This window comes from Streptomyces sp. NPDC028289 (assembly GCF_055565975.1).
In genome coordinates, this window is record NZ_JBVHTI010000010.1 from 510113 (window position 1) to 525098 (window position 14986).

Annotated in this window: 11 protein-coding genes; 3 read left to right on the forward strand and 8 right to left on the reverse strand. The window is 71.6% G+C overall.

The window, feature by feature from the left end; all coding sequences use genetic code 11:
* Window positions 1–23: 23 nt before the first annotated feature.
* The 5 genes from glpK to ACZ4UV_RS44800 form a co-directional block, all read right to left on the reverse strand.
* Window positions 24–1541: a glycerol kinase GlpK gene (gene glpK, locus ACZ4UV_RS44780; protein ID WP_451016558.1), complete on the reverse strand. Its 1518-nt coding sequence runs from the start codon at window positions 1539–1541 to the stop codon at window positions 24–26.
* A 56-nt stretch (window positions 1542–1597) separates the two neighbouring features.
* Complete coding sequence (locus tag ACZ4UV_RS44785) at window positions 1598–2335, reverse strand: MIP/aquaporin family protein (RefSeq protein ID WP_467846464.1); 738 nt, start codon at window positions 2333–2335, stop codon at window positions 1598–1600.
* A gap of 305 nt (window positions 2336–2640) precedes the next feature.
* The gene (locus ACZ4UV_RS44790; RefSeq protein ID WP_451016557.1) at window positions 2641–4281 is read right to left on the reverse strand and encodes a GGDEF domain-containing protein; all 1641 of its coding nucleotides are present in this window, start codon (window positions 4279–4281) and stop codon (window positions 2641–2643) included.
* A gap of 112 nt (window positions 4282–4393) precedes the next feature.
* Window positions 4394–5584, reverse strand: coding sequence for a lipid-transfer protein (locus ACZ4UV_RS44795; RefSeq protein ID WP_467846470.1), 1191 nt, complete (start codon window positions 5582–5584; stop codon window positions 4394–4396).
* On the reverse strand, window positions 5581–6027 hold the full coding sequence (locus ACZ4UV_RS44800) for a Zn-ribbon domain-containing OB-fold protein (RefSeq protein ID WP_451016555.1): 447 nt from the start codon (window positions 6025–6027) through the stop codon (window positions 5581–5583). The genes ACZ4UV_RS44795 and ACZ4UV_RS44800 overlap by 4 nt, the downstream gene beginning before the upstream one ends.
* Window positions 6028–6221: 194 nt before the next feature.
* Here ACZ4UV_RS44800 and ACZ4UV_RS44805 point away from each other — a divergent pair, with 194 nt between their 5' ends.
* A complete protein-coding gene (locus ACZ4UV_RS44805) occupies window positions 6222–6755 on the forward strand; it encodes an NUDIX domain-containing protein (protein WP_362585090.1) in 534 nt (177 codons plus the stop codon).
* Between the two features lie 10 nt (window positions 6756–6765).
* Here the strand turns inward: ACZ4UV_RS44805 and ACZ4UV_RS44810 are convergent, their stop codons facing one another.
* Window positions 6766–9126 carry a glycoside hydrolase family 31 protein gene (locus tag ACZ4UV_RS44810; RefSeq protein ID WP_451016554.1) on the reverse strand — a complete coding sequence of 787 codons (2361 nt, stop codon included), beginning with the start codon at window positions 9124–9126 and terminating at the stop codon, window positions 6766–6768.
* A gap of 216 nt (window positions 9127–9342) precedes the next feature.
* Here ACZ4UV_RS44810 and ACZ4UV_RS44815 point away from each other — a divergent pair, with 216 nt between their 5' ends.
* Both ACZ4UV_RS44815 and ACZ4UV_RS44820 read left to right on the forward strand, forming a co-directional pair.
* Window positions 9343–11319 carry an acetoacetate--CoA ligase gene (locus ACZ4UV_RS44815; protein WP_451016553.1) on the forward strand — a complete coding sequence of 659 codons (1977 nt, stop codon included), beginning with the start codon at window positions 9343–9345 and terminating at the stop codon, window positions 11317–11319.
* A 70-nt stretch (window positions 11320–11389) separates the two neighbouring features.
* Window positions 11390–12286: a hypothetical protein gene (locus ACZ4UV_RS44820; RefSeq protein ID WP_451016552.1), complete on the forward strand. Its 897-nt coding sequence runs from the start codon at window positions 11390–11392 to the stop codon at window positions 12284–12286.
* A 70-nt stretch (window positions 12287–12356) separates the two neighbouring features.
* Here ACZ4UV_RS44820 and ptsP read toward each other — a convergent pair whose 3' ends face one another.
* Window positions 12357–14027: a phosphoenolpyruvate--protein phosphotransferase gene (gene ptsP, locus ACZ4UV_RS44825; protein WP_451016551.1), complete on the reverse strand. Its 1671-nt coding sequence runs from the start codon at window positions 14025–14027 to the stop codon at window positions 12357–12359.
* Window positions 14028–14127: 100 nt separating this feature from the next.
* A complete protein-coding gene (locus ACZ4UV_RS44830; RefSeq protein ID WP_390047826.1) occupies window positions 14128–14577 on the reverse strand; it encodes a PTS sugar transporter subunit IIA in 450 nt (149 codons plus the stop codon).
* Between the last annotated feature and the right edge of the window lie 409 nt (window positions 14578–14986).

Genomic DNA, 14986 nt, shown 5'->3' on the forward strand with positions numbered 1-14986 from the left:
TACGGGCCGTGGTCCCAGGGGGGTTACTCGCCGTCCTCCAGCCAGCCGAAGCTCTTCTCCACCGCCTTGCGCCAGTTCGCGTACTCGCGGTCGCGCACCGACGCCGCCATGGCGGGCGTCCACTCCGCGTCCTTCTGCCAGTGCGACCTGAGCTCGTCCAGGTCGTTCCACACCCCGGTGGCCAGGCCGGCCGCGTAGGCGGCGCCCAGGCAGGTCGTCTCGGAGACCCGGGGCCGGATCACCGGTACCCCGAGGACGTCGGCCTGGTGCTGCATCAGGAGGTTGTTCCCGGTCATGCCGCCGTCCACCTTCAGGGTGGTGATCGGCACCCCGGAGTCCTGGTACATCGCGTCCACGACCTCCCGCGTCTGCCAGCTGGTCGCCTCCAGGACCGCGCGGGCGAGGTGCGCCTTGGTGACGTAGCGGGTCAGCCCGGTGACGACCCCGCGCGCGTCGGAGCGCCAGTAGGGCGCGAACAGGCCGGAGAAGGCGGGCACGATGTAGGCGCCGCCGTTGTCGTCGACGCTCGCCGCCAGCGTCTCGATCTCGTCGGCGGTGCGGATGATGCCGAGCTGGTCGCGGAACCACTGGACGAGCGCGCCCGTGATGGCGATCGAACCCTCCAGGCAGTACACCGGCGCCTCGGTACCGATCCGGTATCCCAGCGTCGTCAGCAGCCCGCTCTTGGACGGCACCGGCCGGTTGCCGGTGTTGAGGAGCAGGAAGCTGCCCGTCCCGTAGGTGTTCTTCGCCGTGCCGACGTCGTAGCAGGCCTGCCCGAAGACCGCCGCCTGCTGGTCGCCCAGCGCGGACGCCACCGGCACCCCGGCGAGCTGGCCGACCGCCGTGCCGTACACCTCGGCGGACGACCTGATCTCGGGCAGCACCGCCTCGGGCACGTTCATCGCGGCGAGGATGGCGGGGTCCCATTGGAGCGTCTCCAGGTTCATCAGCATGGTGCGCCCGGCGTTGGTGACGTCCGTGACGTGCCGGCCGCCGTCGGTGCCGCCGGTGAGGTTCCAGATGAGCCAGGAGTCGATGGTGCCGAAGGCGATCTCGCCGCGCTCGGCCCGGTCCCGCAGCCCGGGCACGTTGTCCAGCAGCCAGGCCGCCTTGGGCCCGGAGAAGTAGCTGGCCAGGGGCAGTCCGGTCGGCTCGCGGAAGCGGTCCTGCCCGTCGCTGCCGCCGAGTTCGTGGCACAGGGCCGCGGTGCGGGTGTCCTGCCAGACGATCGCGTTGTGCACGGGCTTGCCGGTGGCGCGGTCCCACAGGACGGTCGTCTCGCGCTGGTTGGTGATGCCCAGCGCGCTCAGCTGGTCGGGGCGCAGCCCCGCGTTGGCGAGCGCACCGGCCACCACGGCCTGCACCTTGGACCAGATCTCGGTGGCGTCGTGCTCCACCCAGCCCGGCTTGGGGAAGATCTGGCGGTGCTCGCGTTGGTCGACGGCGACGATCGCGCCGGAGTGGTCGAAGATGATGCAGCGGCTCGACGTGGTGCCCTGGTCGATTGCGGCGACGTACTTCTCGGCGGTGTCCGTCATGGCTACCCCTTGGTCGCTGGGTCGGAAGGCTGCGTTGGTGTCAGGTCCGCGTCGAGTCAGAAGGCCACGTTGTAGATGAGGCCCGCGAGCGCCCCGCCGATCAGAGGTCCGGCGACCGGGATCCAGGCGTAACCCCAGTCCGAGGTGCCCTTGTTGGGGATCGGCAGGAAGGTGTGCACGATCCGCGGGCCGAGGTCGCGCGTCGGGTTGATGGCGTAGCCGGTGGGGCCGCCGAGCGACAGCCCGATGCCGACGACGAGCAGCGAGACGATCAGCACGGTGGTGCCGGACTCGCCGAGCCCCTTGGTCAGTCCGAAGGCGAGGATCGGCAGGACCAGCGCGATGGTGGCGATGATCTCGGTGATCAGGTTGGCGACCGGGTTCCGGATCTCCGGGATGGTGGAGAAGATGCCGAGCGTCGGCGTCGGCTCCTCCCCGGACTCCTCGTCGCGCACGTTGGCCTGGAACTGGGCCAGGTAGACCAGGTAGGCCAGCACGGCCCCGAGCATCGCGCCGACGAACTGCCCGAGCAGGTACACCCAGACCTTGCCCCACGCGCCGGTGTCGACGGCGATGCCGATGGTGACCGCGGGGTTCAGCTGCCCGCCGGAGAGGGGAGCGGCGGTGTAGGCGCCGGCGAGGACGCCGAATCCCCAGCCGAACGCGATCACCACCCACCCCGCGGCCCGGGCCTTGGAGTGTCTCAGGGTGACCGCGGCGCAGACACCGGCGCCGAACAGGATCAGGATGGCCGTGCCGATGACTTCGCCGACGAAGATGTCTCCGTTGCTCATGGCGGCTCCTAGGGCGCTGGCCGGGGATCGACCCCGGTGCATTGAGCAGGAACGGTTCCCTTGGCGACGTCAGCCGAAGGCAGGGAAGGTCCCGCGCCCCGCCCGGCGTCCATGACGAGCGTGCCGTAGCGGCCGAATCGCCCATGGGGAAAGAGCCTGGAGACAGGAGCGGCCCATGGCGCAGTGCCTGAATACGCCGAGAATGTACGGCGATGTCGACCGACACCGGAAGTTTTCACCGGCGCTCAAGGGGCGTCAAGGTCGGCGACGGCAACGATGACAGGCAACTCGTCCCGGAGCAGCTGTCACGGCTCCACCGCCGCGTATCCCGCCTGGGCGGGATACGCGTCCGAACCGCGCCGGATCTCGTGCCCGGGCAGTCCCGCCCGCCCCAGTACCCAACTCGCCCCGTACAGTGCCTTGGCGGCCTTCTTGAGCGGTGCAAGACAGCCGGCCGCCTGCCGGTGGTCGGCCACACTGCCCGGACCGCAGACGACGGTGGCCAGGGACAGCGTGACGGGACGCCCGCCCGCGGACCAGGGCGCGTCGAGCAGCGCGGCGACCCGGTCCAGCCCCGCCTCGTCGGCGAGCACCAGGAAGTCGTCCCCGCCGATGTGCCCCACGCGCGCGTGCCCGACGGCGGCCTCCTGCAGCGCCCACCCCACCGAACGGATCAGCTCGTCGCCCGCGGCGAACCCGGCACCGTCGTTCACCTGCTTGAAGTGGTCGATGTCCAGCCAACTCAGCGCGAAGACGCGGCCGTCCGCGATCCACCGGTCCACCTCGCCCGTGATCGCGTCCGAACCGGGCAGCCGGGTCAGCGGGTTGAGCCCTGCCGCCTCCTCGACGCGGGTCTCGGCGAGCGCCCGTACCAGGTCGGCGAGGCGTACGACGCCCACGCAGCGCCCGAACCGGTCGACGACCGTGACATCGTCCGAGGTGCGGTCCGGGCCGCCGACGGCAACCACGTCCAGCACCTCCCAGGCGGTCGCGTCGACGCCGACCGTGCGCGGGGCGTCGCCCAGCTTGAAGGCCGGGCGGTCCGCGTACAGGGCGTGCCCGTAGCGGCCCGACATGGACAGCAGGAAGCGGGAGCGGTGCACCGACCGGACGGGGGCGCCGGCCTGGTCGACCAGGAGCACGCCGGAGACGTCCGGGGAGCCGGTGAGCAGCGCCCGCACCTGCAACGCGGACGCGGTGACCGGCAGGAGTGCGGCGGGCCGGACGAACTCGCGTACGGACGGCCCGGAGCGCGGTGGCGGTACGGCGGCGGGGGAGGGCGGCGGAACGTATACCTCCGCGACCGGGATCCGGGCCGGGGGCGCGAACAGCTCGCCCTGGGCCAGTTGCGCCCCGGCGGACAGCGCGGCCGCGTGCTGGAGTTCGGTCTCCACGCCCTCGACGGCCACCAGGGCGCCGAGTTCCTCGCACAGGGTCCGCATCGCCCGCACCGCGGCCGGCCGGGCGAGCAGCGAGGCGTCGAGCTTGACCAGGTCGGGCGAGAGGTCGGTGAGCAGCCGCAGCGGCACGTCCCCGTCCCCGATGCCGTCCGCGCTGATCCGGAAGCCCTGGCCGCGCAGCACCGCCACGGCCTCCAGCAGGGCCCGCTGCGGAACGTGCGTGTACGGCGGGACGATGTCCAGGGTGACTTCCCAGGGCATCCGTCCGGCCTCGCGGACGGCCTCGGACAGCGGTGCGATGCCGCCCAGGTCGGCGAGGGTGGCCGCGAAGACGTTGATGTGCAGCGGCAGCAGCGTCTCCTTGCGGGCCGCCGCGCGGAGGGCCAACACCACCAGTCTGCCGTCGAGTTCGGGATTCCGGCGGGCTTCGGCGAGGATGTCCCCGGTCTCGGGGCGGGCGAGGATCTCCAGTGCGGTGATCCCGCCGGTCGTCAGATTGACCACCGGCTGGAAGGCGAAACGGAGAGCATCCGTCCAGGTGCGCACGGGAGCATGATGACGCCACCGGCGCACGCCCATGGGCAGTTCATGAGACGTTCACGCACCATTTCGGGGTGGTCACGCAGGGTATGCACCCTCCGCTGGCACACCCGTCCCGTCAGCGCACCACTATCACGGACGAGCCGTGCCCGAACAGCCCCTGATTGGCCGTGATCCCCACGCGCGCGTGGGCCACCTGGCGGTCGCCCGCCGCATCCCGCAACTGCCAGGCCAGCTCGCAGACCTGGGCGATCGCCTGGGCCGGCACCGCCTCCCCGAACGAGGCGAGCCCCCCGCTGGCGTTGACCGGTATACGGCCGCCCGGGGCCGTCGCGCCCTCGCGCAGCAGCTTCGCCGCCTCGCCCTCGGCGCACAGCCCCAGATCCTCGTACCACTGCAACTCCAGCGCGGTGGAGAGGTCGTACACCTCGGCGAGCGACAGCTCCTCGGGGCCGATGCCCGCCTCCTCGTAGGCGGCCCGCGCGATCGAGGCGCGGAAGGACTCCGTCGGCGGATCCACCGCCGCCGCGGAGTCCGTGGCGATGTCCGGGAGGTCCAGCACCGTGCTCGGGTAGCGGGGCGTGACCGTGGACACCGCGCGGATCCGCACCGGCCGCGCCGCTCCGTGCCGGCGTGCGAACTCCAGGCTGGACAGGACCAGCGCGGCCCCGCCGTCGGAGGTGGCGCAGATGTCCAGCAGCCGTAGCGGATCGGCGACCACCTGGGAGGCGGCGACCTCCTCGGCGGTGACCCGCTTGCGGTAGCGGGCGTAGGGGTTGAGCGCTCCCAGGGCCGCGTTCTTCACCTTGACCAGGGCGAAGTCCTCGGGGGTGTCCCCGAACACCGCCATCCGACGGCGCGCGTACAGCCCGAAGTACGTCGGGTTCGTCGCCCCCAGCAGCCGGAAGCGCAGCCAGTCGGGATCGTCGGGCCGCTCTCCTCCGGCGGGCCGGAAGAAGCCCTTGGGCGCCGCGTCCGCACCCACCACGAGCACCACGTCCGCGAGGCCCGCCAGGATCTGCGCCCGCGCCGCGGCGACCGCCTGGGCCCCGGACGCGCACGCCGCGTACACGCTCGCGACCCGCGCCCCCTGCCAGCCCAGCGCCTTCGCGAAGGTCGCGCCCGCCACATAGCCGGGATATCCGCCCCGCACCGTGTTTGCGCCCACGACCGAGCCGATGTCCCGCCACTCGAGTCCGGCGTCCGCGAGCGCCGCGCGGGCCGCCGCCGTCCCGTACTCGACGAAGCTCCGGCCCCACTTGCCCCAGGGGTGCATGCCCACGCCGAGCACCGCCACGTCCGCCGTCACGCCGTCACCCCCGTCGGCCGCCAGTGCCAGGTCGTCCAGGTCGTCTCAGCGTCCTCGCCCAGGACTCCGGGGACGACCTCGACCTCCATGCCCACCGCCAGATCGGCGACGGTGATGCCGGGAACCGCCTGCCCCAGCACCACGATCCGCTCGGAGGGCAGCTCTACAGCGATCAACGCGTACGGCTCCCAGGGAAGTTCCGGGTCGCTCACATAGGGTGACGGGGGCCGGTATCTGCTGTCGGTGTACGACCAGATCCGTCCGCGCCGGGAGAGCGGGACCTCCTCCAGGTCGCCGCCCGCGCAGCCGGGGTTGCGGCAGTGGACGTCCTCGCGAGGGAAGAAGACCGAGCCGCAGGCCGCGCAGCGGGTTCCCAGAAGCCGGAATCCGTCCCCCTCGCCCGTGAACCAGCCGTCGACCGCAGGCGTGCGTGTGCGCGACAAAGCTCCTCCAGGACACCAGATCTGACGGAACGTCAGAAGTGTGCCACGTGCCGCCCGGATTGGGCAGGCCGCGGGGGCGGATCCCGCAGCGCCGGCCGCTCCCGGCTCCGGGCCGGAGCGTGTCCGTTCACTTCCGGAAGGAGGCGTTCCCCTGACCGTGAGACGTCGTTCTCCTGATCGGATAAAGTCCGCGCGTGTCCGAAAATCAGCACCCAATTGCCAACTCCGCTCCGGGCTCGCACTGTTCGAGCTGTGGAGCGGCCTACGGAGAGGGAATCTCCGGCTGGCCCCGCACCTGCCCGGCCTGCGGCCACGTCGCCTACCGCAACCCGCTGCCGGTGGCGATCGCCCTTCAGCCCGTCTACGACACGAAGGGCACCGCCCTGGTCGTCATCACCCGCACGGTGGCCCCCGCGCGCGGCGGCACCGCGCTGCCCGGGGGCTACGTCGACGACCGCGAGGACTGGCGGCACGCCGTCGTCCGCGAACTCAAGGAGGAGACGGGCATCGACGCGGCCGCCCGCGACGTACGGCTCGTCGACGCCATGAGCTCACCCGACGGGCACCTGTTGCTGTTCGGCCTCCTGCCGGAACGCCCGGCCGAAGGTCTCCCGCCGTCGGGAGCGACCGACGAGACGGAGGGCTGGCACCTGCTGCGCCGCCCCGAGGAACTCGCCTTCCCGCTGCACAGCGTGGCCGTACGCGCGTGGTTCGAGGGCCGCTACTGAGCCCTCCGGCTCATCCCAGCCCCCGGACCCGGACGGGCCGGGACGGCTCGCTCACGCCCGTCTCGTCCTCGCGTGCGACCACCACTCGCCGGCCCTCCCAGCGGGCGACATAACGCTCGATCTCCGGCTCCTCCCAGCCGTCGCCCGCGTCCGGCACGACCAGCCCGCCGCCCGTCCGACCCCGGGCGGGCGCCCACACCTCCAGCCGCGTCCCGCCGTCCTCGTCCCGCACGGGCAGGACGGCACCCGCGCGCACCAGCACCGGGATCCGCGACAGCGGGGCATCCACGAGCACCTGCCCGGGACCCTCGTACGCCTGCTCGGTCACCGTGTCGTACCAGCGTCCCCGGGGCAGCTGCACCGCACGCCGGTCGGCACCCGGATCCAGCACCGGAGCCACCAGCAGGGCGTCACCCAGCAGGAACGCGTCCTCGCAGTCGCGCAGCGCCCGGTCTTCCGGCGCACTCCACCACACCGGCCGCACGTACGGTGCACCGGTCCGCCGGGCCAGCTGCGCCAGCGTCATGAAGTACGGCAGCAGACGCCGCCGTTCGACAAGCGCCACGCGCGCGTGCTCCAGCACCTCGGCCCCGAACTCCCACGGCTCCCGGCGCCCCGCCCGCATGCTCGCGTGCGTGCGGAACAGCGGCAGGTACGCGCCCAGCTGGAACCAGCGCAGAAACAGCTCCGGCGACGGACTCCCGTCGTAGCCGCCCACGTCCGGCCCCGAGTACGGCACCCCGCACAGCCCGAGCCCCAGCACCAGCGACAGGGAGGCGCGCAGCCCCGGCCAGCCGGTGGCGACGTCACCGGACCACGTGCCACCGTACCGCTGCATACCGGCCCAGCCCGCGCGGGAGAACAGGAACGGCCGCTCCTCGGGCGCGAGCCGGCGCAGGCCCTCGTAGGCCGCACGCGCCATGCAGAGCGCGTAGACGTTGTGTGCCTCCCGGTGGTCGCCGCCGCGCCCCTCCAGGGCGTGCCGCGCCGAGCGCGGCAGCGTCGACTCGCCGAACGCGTTGAAGGACGTGGGCTCGTTCATGTCGTGCCAGAACCCGGCGAAGCCCAGCGCCAACCGCTCCTCGTACAGCCCGCCCCACCACGAACGCACGCGCGCGTCCGTGAAGTCGGGGAAGACCGCCTCCCCGGGCCACACCACCCCCTCCACCGTCCGCCCCGACGGATCACGGACGAAGGCGTCGACCGCCGTCCCGCTGTCATGGACCGCGTTGCCCCGCTCGGCCTTCACCGCCGGGTCGACGATCGACACCAGCCGGATCCCGTCCCGCCGCAACTCCTCCGCCAGCGTCGGCAGCTTCGGGAAGCGCTCGTGATCGACCGTGAACACCTGGTGGGCGTCGTAGTGGTCGATGTCCAGATGGACGGCGTCCAGCGGCAGACCGCGCTCCTGGTAACCGGCGACGATCCGCCGCACCTCCTGCTCGCTGCCGAAACCCCAGCGCGCATGGTGATGACCCAGCGCCCACGACGGCGGCAGCGCGGGCGCGCCCGTGAGCGAGGCCCACGTGTGCAGCACGCGCGCGGGGGTGCCCACCATCACCCAGCAGCGCAGCGGACCGCCGTCCATCCGCAGCTCGCAGCGCCCGGCCCGGTCGTGCCCCGAACCGGCGCCCTCCTCGCCCTCCCTGAGCGTCACCGTCCCGTCCCAGGAACTGTCGTGGAACACCAGATGCGCTGCCGCGTCCGCCACCACCAGCTGCACCGGCATGGTGATGTACAGCGGATCGTCACCGGGCCCGAAGGCACGGCCGGGATCGGTGTTCCACAACCGGTACGTGCCGTCCCGCAGCCGCGGCCCCGAGGGACGCCCGCCCAGCCCGAAGAACCGCGCGTCCGCGGCCACCTCCGACCGCTGCACCCAGCGCGCCGCACCCCCGCCCACCGGCTCCCACCAGCGCGGCGGCAGATCCCGCCGCAACATCACGCCACCGGGCGTGCACACCTCCACCGCGCCGTGCCGCGAGACACTGACCGTCACCCGCTCCGCCACGACCCGCCAGCCGCCGTTCGTGTCCGGTTCGAGAACCGCCCGCGGATCCGGCTCCGGACAGCGCCCCGCGAGCGCGTACGACGGCTCGGGACCGGCCCCGTCCCAGCCCCAGAAGACGGCTCCGTTCACGGCGACCGTGATCCGCAGCTCGGACCGGCTGAACCGGATCACTCCGCCGCCCGGCCCCGGCTCCGCGTCCTGCACCGGTCCCGGCACCCGGGCCCGCTCCGCACCCCGCGCGGGCAGCCCGGCGGCATCGATCCGCCTTCTGCGCCACGCGGCCCGTACGGTACGCAACCCCTGAGCCGCCTTGCTCGAACCGACCACTCTTACCGAACGCACCAGGTCACGACCGTCCATGCTGCTCACCCTGCCACTCAGCGCTCCACACGCGCGTGCCGTTCAACTGGCGTTCACCCGTGCCGCGGCCACATCTTTACGACACGGACTATGTGGAGCGCACCCTGGTGCAGAAGTCGATCACATGGCATCGTCCCTGTCAGCCGCGTCACGCGCACACCCCAGCCCGTGCGCGCGTCCCACGCACACAAAGCGCAGAAGCCCGGGAGCCGCCCCATGTCGACCGCGAACCCCCAGCCGCTCTGGCAGCCCGATCCGCACCGGACCGCCCAGGCACGCATCACCAGGTTCCAGTCCTGGGCGGCGGAACACCACCAAGCCCCCGCCGACGGCGGGTACCCGGCCCTGCACCGCTGGTCCGTCGACCACCTGGACACCTTCTGGAAAGCCGTCACGGAATACTTCGACGTGCGGTTCTCGACGCCCTACGCGCGCGTGCTCGGCGACCGCGCCATGCCCGGCGCCGAATGGTTCCCCGGCGCGAAGCTGAACTACGCCGAGCACGCCCTGCGCGCCGCCGCCACCCGCGCGGACGAACCCGCCCTCCTGTACGTCGACGAGACCCACGAACCCCGCCCCGTCACCTGGGCGGAGCTGCGCCGGCAGGTGGGCTCCCTGGCCGCCGAACTCCGCGCCCTCGGCGTCCGCCCCGGCGACCGGGTCAGCGGCTACCTCCCCAACATCCCGCAGGCCGTTGTCGCCGTGCTCGCCACCGCCGCCGTGGGCGCCGTCTGGACCTCATGCGCCCCCGACTTCGGCGCCCGCAGCGTCCTGGACCGCTTCCAGCAGGTCGAACCCGTCGTCCTGTTCACCGTCGACGGCTACCGCTACGGCGGCAAGGAACACGACCGGCGCGAGACCGTCGCCGAACTCCGCCGCGAACTGCCCACACTGCGCGCCGTCGTGCACATCCCGCTGCTCGGCACCCCGGCCCCCGAAAACGCCCTGGAATGGTCGGCCCTGACCGCCGCCGACACGGAACCAGCATTCGAACAGGTCCCGTTCGACCACCCCTTGTGGGTGCTCTACTCCTCCGGCACCACCGGCCTGCCCAAGGCCATCGTCCAGTCCCAGGGCGGCATCCTGGTCGAACACCTCAAACAGCTCGGCCTGCACTGCGACCTGGGCCCCGAGGACCGCTTCTTCTGGTACACCTCCACCGGCTGGATGATGTGGAACTTCCTCGTCTCCGGCCTCCTCACCGGCACCACGATCGTCCTGTACGACGGCAGCCCCGGCCACCCCGACACCGGCGCCCAGTGGCGCGTCGCCGAACGCACCGGAGCCACCCTCTACGGCACCTCCGCCGCCTACGTGATGGCCTGCCGCAAGGCCGGCGTGCACCCCTCCCGCGACCACGACCTCTCCCGGGTGAAGTGCGTCGCCACCACCGGCTCCCCACTGCCCCCCGACGGCTTCCGCTGGCTGCACGACGAGTTCGCAGCGAGCGGGGCCGACCTCTGGATCGCCTCCGTCAGCGGTGGCACCGACGTGTGCTCGTGCTTCGCGGGCGCCGTGCCCACCCTCCCCGTCTACACCGGCGAACTGCAGGCACCCGGTCTCGGCACCGACCTCCAGGCCTGGGACCCGGCCGGCCGCCCCGTCATCGACGAAGTGGGCGAACTGGTCGTCACCAACCCCATGCCCTCCATGCCGATCCGCTTCTGGAACGACCCCGACGGCAGCCGCTACCACGAGAGCTACTTCGACACCTACCCCGGCGTCTGGCGCCACGGCGACTGGATCACCGTCACCTCACGCGGCACGGTGATCATCCACGGCCGCTCCGACTCCACGCTCAACCGCCAGGGCGTACGGATGGGCTCGGCCGACATCTACGAGGTCGTCGAGCGCCTCCCCGAGATCAAGGAGTCCCTCGTCATCGGCGTCGAACAGCCCGACGGCGGCTACTGGATGCCCCTCTTCGTCCACCTGGCACCGGGCGCGGTCCTGGACGAGGCCCTGCTGACCCGCATCAAGCAGGCCATCCGCGAACAGCTCTCGCCCCGCCACGTCCCGGACGAGGTCATCGAAGTCCCCGGCGTCCCGCACACCCTCACCGGAAAGCGCATCGAGGTCCCCGTCAAGCGCCTCCTCCAGGGCGCGCCCCTGGAAAAGGCCGTCAACCCCGGCTCCATCGACAACCTCGACCTGCTGACCTACTTCGAGGACCTCGCCCGCAAGCGCGCCTGACGTCCGCCCCCGTTGTCAGTGGCGCCGGTTACTGTGAGTGAGCATTGATCGACCGCTCACAGGGGGAACCATGGCGCACACCGACCACCGGACCATGCGACGCGTCCTGCGCCGCGAGATCGCCGGCACCATCGGCCTGCTGACCGACGAACACGACTTCCGCGCCATGCGGCGCTACCGCACCTTCACCTTCGACGACCACCTCACCTACCTCCGCCAGATCGAAGCCCTCCTCAGGACCCGCGCCGCCGAGGGCACCCACACCACACTCGCCCTGTTCGACCCGGAGGAATACGCCGAGTTCTGCACAGCCACCGGCCTCGACCCGGACGCCCCGGCCAGCCGCAGCCGCTTCACCGCCGAACTCGCGGCCACCGGCGCCACCGTCCCGTACGACGGTCGACCCCTCACCGACCTCGTCCCCGCCCTCGTCGACGAGGCCGTACGACAGGCCACCTGGGAGTACGCCAGCACCCTCCTCGCCCGGCTCGGACCCTGCCCCACCTGCGGTGAAGACATCGGACGAGCAGCCTTCACCCGCGCCTCCCACCTCCTGACCCGCATCCTCGACACCGCCCCGGCAGGCAACCGGCACCTCGTGTGCAGCGTCTCCGGACCACCCGAAACCCTCGTCACCGTCCTGCACGCCGACCGTAACGGCGACGGCACCACCCTCCTCGACGAGGCAGAAGCCCTCGAATTCACCAGCGTCCTCGCCCTCGGCCTCGCCACCAACAGCCCCGGCGGACTCGTCATGCGCACCAGCGCCGCCGGCACCCCCGACCGTGTCTACGGCTGGCGACTGCGAGGCAACAACCTCGGGCCCCTCACCGCCGGCGAGGTCTTCGACGCCTACTGCACCGACGTCGAATCCGGAGACCTCATCTCACCAGAATCGGACGTCGACTACTGCGCGCCGCCCGACCTGGGCGACCAGCAGACGATCCCCGGCCACCACCACCACTAGAAACCGCCAGGGGCGCCCCACCAACAGGTGGAGCGCCCCTGGAAAGACAGCCGATCACGGCCGTAGCCGACTACTCGCCGGACAGCACCGCCTGAGCCGCCACACGGGCCTCGTCCGCGCTGTCCGTGGCGCGCGCGGCAGCCGCGGCCCGCTCGCACTGGGCCAGCGTGTACTTGGCCAGCATCGCCCGGACATAGGGAATCGACGCCGCGCCCATGGAGAGGGAGGTGACACCCAGACCCGTCAGCACACAGGCCAGCAGCGGATCCGACGCGGCCTCACCGCACACGCCACAGCTCTTGCCCTCGGCGCGCGCCGCCTCCGCCGACAGCGCGACCAGGTCGAGCAGCGCGGGCTGCCACGGATCCTGCAACCGGGACACCGCACCGACCTGACGGTCAGCGGCGAACGTGTACTGGGCAAGGTCGTTCGTGCCCAGCGAAAGGAACTCGACCTCCTGAAGGACCGAGCGCGCCCGCAGCGCGGCCGACGGAATCTCCACCATCGCGCCGAACTTGGCCCGCAGCCCCGCCTCCCGGCAGGCGTTCGCGAACGCCTTCGCATCGGCACGGTCCGCCACCATCGGTGCCATGACCTCAAGGTGGACGGGCAGCCCTTCGGCCGCCTTCGCCAACGCCGTCAGCTGGGTGCGCAGCACCTCGGGGTGGTCGAGCAGCGTCCGCAGACCACGCACGCCCAGCGCCGGGTTCGGCTCGTCCGCCGGCGTCAGGAAGTCCAGCGGTTTGTCCGCGCCCGCGTCCAGCACCCGTACCACGACCCGGCCCTCGGGGAATGCCTCCAGCACCTGACGGTAGGCCTCGACCTGCTTCTCCTCGGAAGGAGCGCTCTTGCTGTCGTCAAGGAACAGGAATTCGGTACGGAACAGACCGACGCCCTCGGCACCGGCCTCCACCGCGGCGGGCACGTCCGCCGGACCGCCCACGTTGGCCAGCAGCGGCACCTTGTGCCCGTCCGCGGTCGCGCCAGGGCCGGTCGAGGCGGACAGCGCCGCCTTCCGCTCGGCGGCCGCCGCCGTCAGCGCGGCCTTCTTCTCCGCACTCGGGTTCACGAAGATGTCGCCGGTGCTGCCGTCCACGGCGACCACGGTGCCCTCGGCGAGCTCACCGGCACCCGGCAGCGCCACCACGGCCGGCACCCCGAGTGCCCGCGCCAGGATCGCGCTGTGGCTCGTCGGCCCGCCCTCCTCGGTTACGAAACCGAGCACCAGCGTCGGGTCGAGGAGCGCCGTGTCCGCGGGCGCCAGATCCCGCGCCACCAGCACGTACGGCTCGTCACTGTCCGGGACACCCGGCATCGGAACACCCAGCAGCCGGGCGACGATACGATTCCGCACATCGTCCAGGTCGGCCACCCGGCCGGCGAGGTACTCGCCCGCTCCGGCCAGCAGCTCGCGGTACGCGGCGAACGCGTCGTACACGGCACGCTCGGCAGTGCTGCCGACGGCGATCCGCCGGTCCACGTCGGACATCAGCTCGGGGTCCTGCGCCATCATGGCCTGCGCCTCGAGCACCGCCTGGGCCTCGCCGCCCGCCAGATTGCCGCGCGCCATCAGGTCGGCCGCCACGGCATCCACGGCCTGACGGGCACGCCCCTGCTCCCGCTCCGCCTCTTCCGCGGGGATCTGCTTGGCAGGCGGCTCCAGCACCGCCGTTCCCATGTGCCGAACCTCGCCGATCGCCACACCGTGGCTCACGCCGACGCCTCGCAGCGTTGTCTCCATCTCACCGTCTCCGATAGTGCGGCGGGTCCCGCCGCCGCGGTGGTTGTCGTGGTCGTCAGCTACGTAGCCATATACAGAGCAGTCAGTAGCTATAGAGGAGTCAGTTCCAGGCGAAGAGGCTGTCGCCGGCCTTCACGTCACCGTCCTCGCGGAGGGCGGAGAGGGCGTCGGCCGTCGCCTCCAGGGCCACGACAGGGCAGACCGGGGACTTGCCGGCGGCCTCGACCGCGGCCGGGTTCCAGCGCACGACGCCCTGGCCGCGGGTGACGGTGTCACCCTTGTTGACGAGCAGTTCGAAGCCCTGCCCGTTGAGCTGCACGGTGTCGATACCGAGGTGGGTGAGCACACCGTGGCCGCTCTCGTCCACGACGACGAACGCGTGCGGGTGCAGAGAGACGATGACGCCGTCCACGGGTGCCACGACCTCGGAAGGCTCACGCACGGGGTCGATCGCCGTGCCCGGGCCGACCATGGCCCCGGCGAAGACCGGATCCGGCACGGCGGCCAGTCCGATGGCGCGTCCTGCGAGCGGGGACGTCACGGTGGTCATGGGAAGCCTCCCGGAAGTGGAGCTGCTTACGGGCCGTCACTGGCTGTTCCGGACGGCACTGAGCAGCAGCGTATGTCATATGAAGTGGCGGTTCCGCATGGAAGCTACCAGGTAGTGGTCTAGACCACCAGCCTATTCGATTTGCGCGGCCTTCGAGGCTCCGTGTACAGTCGTACTCCTGCTTGGGGCCAAGCGGTGCGGTAAAGCGCCGTAACTCAGCAGCACCCAAACTTGTCAGATCCTAACTCGGGATCATCTTCCGCATGCCTGCGGGAGGGTGGTCAGGGAGACGGAAAAACACTGATAGAGTTTGGAACACCGAAGGGAAGCCCGGAGGAAAGCCCGAGAGGGTGAGTACAAAGGAAGCGACCGTTCCTTGAGAACTCAACAGCGTGCCAAAAGTCAACGC